The sequence below is a fragment of the Nocardioides sp. genome (assembly GCF_044226305.1).
Taxonomy (GTDB): Bacteria; Actinomycetota; Actinomycetes; order Propionibacteriales; family Nocardioidaceae; genus Nocardioides.
In genome coordinates, this window is record NZ_JBGAHF010000031.1 from 20140 (window position 1) to 27580 (window position 7441).

Here is a 7441-nt window from a genome sequence, read left to right on the forward strand (position 1 = left end):
AGCCCCTCCGGCCGACGGCCGGAGGGGCTCTTCTGCATGGAGGGGGTGGTCAGTCCCCGTCGAGCTGGAGGTTGATGGCCCGCGCCAGCCGGGCGGCGGCCGCCGGGATCTCGATCTCGGCGCGCTTGGGCTGCTCCTGGGACAGCCGGCCCGCCGCAGCGGTCAGCGGGAGGGCCAGGGCGGCCTGGGCGGCCAGGCAGTCGGCCCGCATCTCGGCGGGGGTGGAGGCGTCGTCGTACGCGAGCCTGCTGGTCGGGCGGGAGGCGCTCATGGAACCGACGGTAGGGGCTACCGATTGGTACTCCCAGCGGTACCGATCGGTAGTGTCGACGTCATGTCCCTCCTGATCGCCGGATCGATCGCCACCGACCACCTGATGGCCTTCGGGGGGAAGTTCCGCGACTCCCTGGTCGTCGAGCAGCTGGACAAGCTCTCGGTCTCCTTCCTCGTCGACGAGCTGGAGATCCGGCGCGGCGGCGTCGCCGCCAACATGTGCTTCGGGCTGGGCCAGCTCGGCCTGCAGCCGGTGCTGGTCGGGGCGGCCGGCGAGGACTTCGCCGACTACCGCTCCTGGCTGGAGCGGCACGGCGTCGACTGCACCCACGTCCGGATCTCCGACAGCCGGCACACGGCGCGGTTCGTGTGCACCACCGACCCCACCGGCGCCCAGATCGCCTCGTTCTACCCCGGGGCGATGAGCGAGGCCCGGCTGATCGAGCTCGGGCCCATCGTGGCGCAGGCGGGCCACCCCGAGTTCGTCCTCATCGGCGCCGACGACCCCGACGGCATGCTCCGCCACACCGAGGAGTGCCGGCAGCGCGGCTACCCGTTCATCGCCGACCCCAGCCAGCAGCTCGCGTTCAGCGGTGGCGAGCTGATCCGCGACCTCATCGACGGGGCGGCGCTGCTGTTCTCCAACGAGTACGAGTCGGCCATGATCGAGCAGAAGACCGGCTGGTCGACCGACGAGATCCTCGACCGCGTCGGGACCCAGGTCACCACGCTCGGCAAGGACGGGGTCCGCATCCTGCGGAAGGGCGAGCCCACGATCGAGCTGCCCGCCGCGAAGGACGTGACCCCGGTCGAGCCGACCGGCGTCGGCGACGCGTTCCGGGCCGGCTTCCTGGCCGCGCTCTCGTGGCACGTGGGGCTGGAGCGCGCGGCGCAGGTGGGCTGCGTGCTGGCGGCGTACGTCGTGGAGACGGTCGGCACCCAGGAGTACACGTTCACGCCGGCCCAGTTCCTCGCGCGCGTCGAGGACTCCTACGGCTTCGCGGCGGCCGACGAGGTCGCGCCGCACCTCAAGCGGCTCAGCTGACCCGCCGCACCACGTGGCGCGGCGTCCCGTCCGCCGCCTGCTCCTCGGCGACGTACTCCTGACCCCGCAGCCGGCACCACGCGGGCACGTCGGTGCGGGCCGCCACGTCGTCGGCGAGCACGGCCACGAGGCCGCCGACCGGCACCTCGGCGTACCGCCGGCCCAGCTCGATGACCGGCAGCGGGCAGAGCAGGCCGCGGCAGTCGAGCTCCAGGTCGACCTCGGTGGGCGGGGACGTCACAGCCCGACCCGGGCCCGGATCTCGCGGACCACGTCCGGCAGCACGGCCAGGAAGCCGTCGACGTCCGCGGCGGTGGTGTCCCGGGTGAGCGAGACCCGGACGTTGCCATGGGTCAGCACCCCCATCGCCTCGAGCACGTGGCTCGGCGCCAGTGTCGAGGCGGTGCAGGCCGACCCGCTCGCGACGCCGTAGCCGCGCCGGTCGAGCTCGGTCACGACCGCCTCGCCGTCGACGTAGAGGCAGGAGAAGGTCACCAGGTGGGGGAGCCGGTCGGCCGGGTCCCCGACCACCTCCACGTCGGCGATCGCGCCGGCGGCCTCCCGGACCAGGTCCACCAGCGCGCGCTGGCGGGCGGCCACCTCGTCGCGCTCCTCGGCGACCGCGCGCAGGGCGGCCGCCGCGGCGAGCGCCGCGGGCACGTTCTCGAACCCCGTGGCGCGCTCGTCGACCCGGTCGTCCCCGGGGAACGGGTTGGTCCACAGGGCGCCCTTGCGGACGACCAGGACCCCGACCCCGGCGGGCCCGCCCCACTTGTGCGCCGAGCCGGCCAGCACGTCCCCGCCGGCCGGGAGGGGCAGGCGCCCCATCGAGGCGCAGGCGTCCACGAAGACCGGGACCCCGCCGGCGGCGTCCGCGACGGCGTCGACCGGCTGGACGGTCCCCACCTCGTGGTTGGCGGCCTGGACCGCGACCACGCCGACGGCCCCGGCGAAGCCCGACGGGTCCACCCGGCCCGTCCGGTCGACCGGCACGGACGTCGCGGCGGCGTCCGCCCAGCGGACGGCGTGCAGGACGGCGGAGTGCTCGACGGCGGTGTGGGACACCGGGGTGTCGGACCGGCGACGCAGCCCTAGCAGCCCGCGGTGGACGGCGTCGGTGCCGGAGGAGGTGAAGGTGACCTCGTCGGGGCGGACCCCGAGGCACTCCGCGACGACCCCGCGGGCGTTGTCGAGCAGCAGCCGCGCGTCCCGGCCGGGGCCGTGGAGGCGCCGCGGGTCGGCGTACCCGCGCTCGAGGGCGGCGAGCAGCGTCTCCCGGGCGGCGGGGTGCAGCGGCTCGGAGGAGGCGGCGTCGAGGTACCCGGACGCGTGTCTCACACCCGCAACGTACCGGCCCCCCTCGCACCGGCGGGGGGTGTGGTTCCGCTAGTGTTCCGCCTATCCGTGATCGTGCTGAGAGAGAGGCTCAACCGTTGAGTCTGCAACTCCCCAAGCGGGTGGCCGCGCTCGCTGCTGTGGGCACCGGTGTCCTCGCGCTGGGCGGCTGTTCGTCCGAGACCCGGGGCGAGTGGGAACGGATCGCCATGCCCGAGCCGGCGTCCGTCCAGGGTGAGCACATCCTCTCGCTCTGGCAGGGCGCCTGGATCGCTGCGCTGGCCGTCGGCGTGCTCGTGTGGGGCCTGATCTTCTACGCCGTCGTGCGCTTCCGTCGCCGCAGCGCGGACGAGATCCCGGTCCAGACGCGCTACAACCTGCCGCTCGAGATCCTGTACACGATCGCCCCGGTGCTGATGGTGATCGTGTTCTTCGCCAAGACCGTGGACACCCAGAACTTCGTCCTCGACGAGGACCTCCCGGTGGACAACACCATCGAGGTCGTCGGCCAGCAGTGGTCCTGGACGTTCAACTACGGCATCGGCCCGATGGACGAGGCCGCGAACGACGACGCCACCGACGACCAGTTCCCGTACTCGGCGTACGTCCACGACTCCGGCACCGGCTCGCACATCCCGGACCTCTACCTGCCGGTCGACAAGACGACCCGCTTCAACCTGCACTCCCCGGACGTCATCCACGACCTCGGCGTGCCGGCGTTCCTCATGAAGATGGACGTCATCCCGGGCCGCGTGAACCACTACTCGATCACGCCCACCGAGATCGGTGACTACGCCGGCAAGTGCTACGAGCTCTGCGGCACCTACCACTCGCGGATGCTCTTCAACGTGCACGTCGTGTCCCAGGAGGACTACGACGCCTACCTCCAGCTCCTCCAGGACGCGGGGACCGAGACCGAGAAGCCCCTCCTGGGCGGCCAGTTCGCCCACACCCAGGTCGGCCTCGACGAGAACAGCGAGGGAGAAGGCCAGTGACCGCCACCGCCTCAGCGCCCACGAGCGTCACCACCCGTCGTCCCCTGGGCCAGCAGCTGGCCACGATCCTGACGACGACCGACCACAAGCTCATCGGCAAGCTCTACCTCGGCACGTCGTTCGCCTGGTTCCTGCTCGGCGGCATCCTCGCGCTGCTGATGCGCTCCGAGCTGGCCTACCCGGGCATGCAGATCGTCAACGACGAGACCTACAACCAGCTGTTCACCATGCACGGCCTGATCATGCTGCTGCTGTTCGCGACCCCGCTGTTCTTCGGGTTCGCGAACGTCATCATGCCGCTGCAGATCGGCTCGCCGGACGTGGCGTTCCCGCGGCTGAACATGTTCAGCTACTGGCTGTTCGTCTTCGGCGGGCTGATCGCTGCCTCCGGCTTCCTCACCCCGAGCGGCGCGGCCAGCTTCGGCTGGTTCATGTACACGCCGCTGTCCGACGCGGTCCGCTCGCCGGGCGTCGGCGGTGACCTCGGCATCATGGGCCTGTGGATGGCCGGTCTGGGCACCATCCTGGGCGCGGTCAACTTCATCACCACGATCATCTGCATGCGCGCGCCCGGCATGACCATGTTCCGGATGCCGATCTTCGTCTGGAACACGCTGGTCACCAGCCTGCTGGTGCTCATCGCGTTCCCGGTCTTCGCGGGCGCGCTGCTCTCCCTCGAGGCCGACCGACAGCTCGGGGCCCACGTCTTCGACCCCGCCCACGGCGGGCCGATCCTGTGGCAGCACCTCTTCTGGTTCTTCGGCCACCCCGAGGTCTACATCATCGCGCTGCCGTTCTTCGGCATCGTGACCGAGATCCTGCCGGTCTTCAGCCGCAAGCCGATCTTCGGCTACATCGGCCTGGTCGGCGCGACCCTCGGCATCGCGATCCTGTCCGTGGCCGTGTGGGCGCACCACATGTACGTCACCGGCGCCGTCGACCTGCCGTTCTTCTCCGGCATGACCTTCCTGATCGCCGTTCCAACAGGAGTGAAGTTCTTCAACTGGATAGGCACGATGTGGGGCGGGTCATTGTCGTTCGACACCCCCATGCTGTGGTCGATCGGCTTCCTGGTCACCTTCCTGTTCGGTGGTCTGACCGGCATCATCCTGGCCAGCCCCCCGCTCGACTTCCACGTGTCCGACTCCTACTTCGTGGTCGCGCACTTCCACTACGTCGTGTTCGGCACGGTGGTGTTCGCGATGTTCGCGGGCTTCTACTACTGGTGGCCGAAGATGACCGGCCGGATGCTCGACGAGCGCCTCGGCAAGCTGCACTTCTGGCTGCTGTTCGTCGGCTTCCACACCACGTTCTTCGTCCAGCACTGGCTGGGTGTCGAGGGCATGCCGCGTCGCTACGCCGACTACCTGCCGGGCGACGGGTTCACCGTCCTCAACCAGGTGTCCACGATCGGCGCGTTCCTGCTCGCCGCGTCGACGCTGCCGTTCCTCTACAACGTCTACGTGACGCGCCGATCCCCGCTGGTCAACACCGACGACCCGTGGGGTTGGGGCCGCTCCCTGGAGTGGGCGACCAGCTGCCCGCCGCCGCGCCACAACTTCGTGACGATCCCGCGGATCCGCTCGGAGTCGCCGGCCTTCGACCTCCACCACCCGGAGGTCGCGGCGATCGAGCTGGAGGAGAACGAGGCCGCCCGCGTCGGCGGACCGGCCGACGCACCTGACATGGAGGGCCGCGAGGACATGCTCCGCGACCGCACCGACCCGGAGGGCAAGGCCTGATGAAGTCAGAGACCTGGATCTTCGCGATCTGCGCGATCTTCTTCATCCTGGTCGCGCCCGCCTACTGGCTCATCACCGGGGACTGGACGGGTACCTCCGCCCTGACCATGACCGCGCTCCTGGCGATCATGGTGACGATCTACCTCGGCTTCCACGCCAAGAAGATGGATCCGCGTCCCGAGGACCGCAAGGACGGCGAGATCGCCGACGGAGCGGGCGAGCTCGGGTTCTTCCCGCCGTACTCCTGGTGGCCGCTGTGGTGCGCCCTGGCGCTGTCGACCTGCACGTACGCCGTCGCGGTGGCCGCCTGGTGGCTGCTGATCATCGGAGTCGTCGTGGGCGCGGTCGTGCTGGCCGGCTGGATCTTCGAGTACTACCGCGGGGTCCACGCCCACTGAGGCTGCCGGAAGGCGGTGCGCCCGCTCGGGCCGCGTCGAATGGGTGTGCTGGGTCCGGGCGGCTACCCTGGACCTACCACCACACACGCTTGCCACGGGGAGTTTCCAAGCATGTCTGACAGCCGAGTGCGCTCGCGGACGGCCGGTACCCTTGCCGCCGTCGCCCTGGCCCTGACCGTCTTCACGGCCTGTCAGGCCGACGACACGACCCCCGGCGCCGACGCGGCGGACTCCGGCTCGACCGGCTCCACGTCCCCGTCGGCCTCCGAGACGCCCGTCCCCAAGCTCCGGCTGACGACCAGCATCGAGAAGGGCGCCACCGACGTACCGGTCGACCACCCGGTCTCGGTGGCCGCCAAGGGCGGCACCATCGCCTCGGTCAAGGTCGTGTCCGAGGCGGGTGCGCTGGGCGGCGAGACCGCCGCGGACGGCACGAAGTGGACCGCCACCGACCGGCTCGAGCCGGGCCAGTCCTACACGATGACGACGACCGCGACGAAGACCGACGGCACCACGGTCGACCGGACCACGACGTTCTCCACCCAGGCGCTGACCCTCGACCAGCAGACCTACCCCTCGGTCGCCCCGCTGCGCGGCGAGACCGTCGGCGTCGGCATGCCGGTGATCGTCACCTTCGACGTGCCGGTGACCGACAAGGCGTCGTTCGAGAAGCACATGACGGTCACCGCGAAGCCCGCCCAGCAGGGATCGTGGCACTGGCTCAGCGACACCGAGGCGCACTGGCGGCCCAAGACCTACTGGAAGGCCGGCAGCCAGGTCCACGTCGCCGTCGACGTCAACAGCGTCGACGCGGGCAACGGCATCTACGGCCAGGAGAACCGCGACGTGAACTTCCGCGTCGGCGACGCGCACGTCTACCGCGTCGACATGGTCAGCCACCAGATGAAGGTGTTCAGCAACGGCAAGCTGCTGCGCACGATCCCGATCACGACCGGCGAGCAGCCGACGTACACCACCCGCTCGGGCACCAAGGTGATCATCGAGAAGTTCGCGTCCAAGGACATGAACTCCGAGACCGTCGGCATCACCGGCGCCGACGCGTACAACATCGAGGGCGTCCAGTACGCCATGCGGCTGACCTACTCCGGCGAGTTCATCCACGCCGCCCCGTGGTCGGTGGGCTACCAGGGCAACTCGAACGTCTCCCACGGCTGCACCGGCATGAGCACCGAGAACGCGGCCTGGCTGTTCGCGATGTCGCGCCGCGGCGACGTCGTCGAGTACACGGGCAGCGACAAGCCGATGACCCTCGACAACGGCTACGGCGATTGGAACGAGTCGTTCAAGACCTACGAGCAGGGCTCCGCGCTCAGCTGATCCGCCCCGCGCTCAGCTGATCCGCCCCGCGCTCGCCTGATCCGCTCCGCGCTCGCCTGATCCGCTCCGCGCTGGCCTGATCCGCTCCGCGCTGGCCTGATCCGCTCCGCGTTGGTGCGGGTGCGACTGCGCTTCCGGGTCGGCCCCGGGACGTCATACGACCTGGCTGCCGGGTCGGCCTGTGTGACTGACGAACCCTCATGACAGCGGGTCTGCGGCTTTCTGTCGTAGGCGTTCGTATGGTGTTTGGCCGCCGAGTGCGCCGTGTGGGCGATCGTAGTTGTAGTAGTCCTCCCACTCCTGGAGTCGGGTTTC

Annotated in this window: 9 protein-coding genes; 5 read left to right on the top strand and 4 right to left on the bottom strand. The window is 70.2% G+C overall.

The annotated features are described in order from the left end of the window. Nucleotides 1-49 precede the first annotated feature (49 nt). A complete protein-coding gene (locus ACILQ5_RS20645; RefSeq protein WP_395659917.1) occupies nucleotides 50-271 on the bottom strand; it encodes a hypothetical protein in 222 nt (73 codons plus the stop codon). A 63-nt stretch (nucleotides 272-334) separates the two neighbouring features. Here ACILQ5_RS20645 and ACILQ5_RS20650 point away from each other — a divergent pair, with 63 nt between their 5' ends. Further along, a complete protein-coding gene (locus ACILQ5_RS20650) occupies nucleotides 335-1318 on the top strand; it encodes a carbohydrate kinase family protein (RefSeq protein ID WP_395659918.1) in 984 nt (327 codons plus the stop codon). Here the strand turns inward: ACILQ5_RS20650 and ACILQ5_RS20655 are convergent. Both ACILQ5_RS20655 and ACILQ5_RS20660 read right to left on the bottom strand, forming a co-directional pair. Continuing rightward, nucleotides 1311-1559 carry a sulfurtransferase TusA family protein gene (locus tag ACILQ5_RS20655; RefSeq protein WP_395659919.1) on the bottom strand — a complete coding sequence of 83 codons (249 nt, stop codon included), beginning with the start codon at nucleotides 1557-1559 and terminating at the stop codon, nucleotides 1311-1313. The two genes, ACILQ5_RS20650 and ACILQ5_RS20655, sit on opposite strands and share 8 nt — an antisense overlap. Next, complete coding sequence (locus ACILQ5_RS20660) at nucleotides 1556-2656, bottom strand: cysteine desulfurase family protein (protein WP_395659920.1); 1101 nt, start codon at nucleotides 2654-2656, stop codon at nucleotides 1556-1558. The genes ACILQ5_RS20655 and ACILQ5_RS20660 overlap by 4 nt, the downstream gene beginning before the upstream one ends. 206 nt (nucleotides 2657-2862) lie before the next feature. On the opposite strand from ACILQ5_RS20660, the gene coxB reads away from it, so the two are divergent. The 4 genes from coxB to ACILQ5_RS20680 all read left to right on the top strand — a co-directional run bounded on the left by coxB (nucleotide 2863) and on the right by ACILQ5_RS20680 (nucleotide 7126). Continuing rightward, on the top strand, nucleotides 2863-3648 hold the full coding sequence (gene coxB / locus ACILQ5_RS20665; RefSeq protein WP_395659924.1) for a cytochrome c oxidase subunit II: 786 nt from the start codon (nucleotides 2863-2865) through the stop codon (nucleotides 3646-3648). Beyond that, complete coding sequence (ctaD, locus tag ACILQ5_RS20670; RefSeq protein ID WP_395659921.1) at nucleotides 3645-5390, top strand: cytochrome c oxidase subunit I; 1746 nt, start codon at nucleotides 3645-3647, stop codon at nucleotides 5388-5390. Before coxB ends, ctaD begins: the two co-directional genes overlap by 4 nt. Next, nucleotides 5390-5788, top strand: a complete 399-nt coding sequence (locus ACILQ5_RS20675; protein ID WP_395659922.1) for a cytochrome c oxidase subunit 4 — start codon at nucleotides 5390-5392, stop codon at nucleotides 5786-5788. The genes ctaD and ACILQ5_RS20675 overlap by 1 nt, the downstream gene beginning before the upstream one ends. 111 nt (nucleotides 5789-5899) lie before the next feature. Next, complete coding sequence (locus tag ACILQ5_RS20680; protein ID WP_395659923.1) at nucleotides 5900-7126, top strand: Ig-like domain-containing protein; 1227 nt, start codon at nucleotides 5900-5902, stop codon at nucleotides 7124-7126. Nucleotides 7127-7324: 198 nt separating this feature from the next. Here the strand turns inward: ACILQ5_RS20680 and ACILQ5_RS20685 are convergent. Then, the coding region (locus ACILQ5_RS20685) for an integrase core domain-containing protein (RefSeq protein WP_395659925.1) at nucleotides 7325-7441 on the bottom strand (117 nt) is incomplete at its 5' end.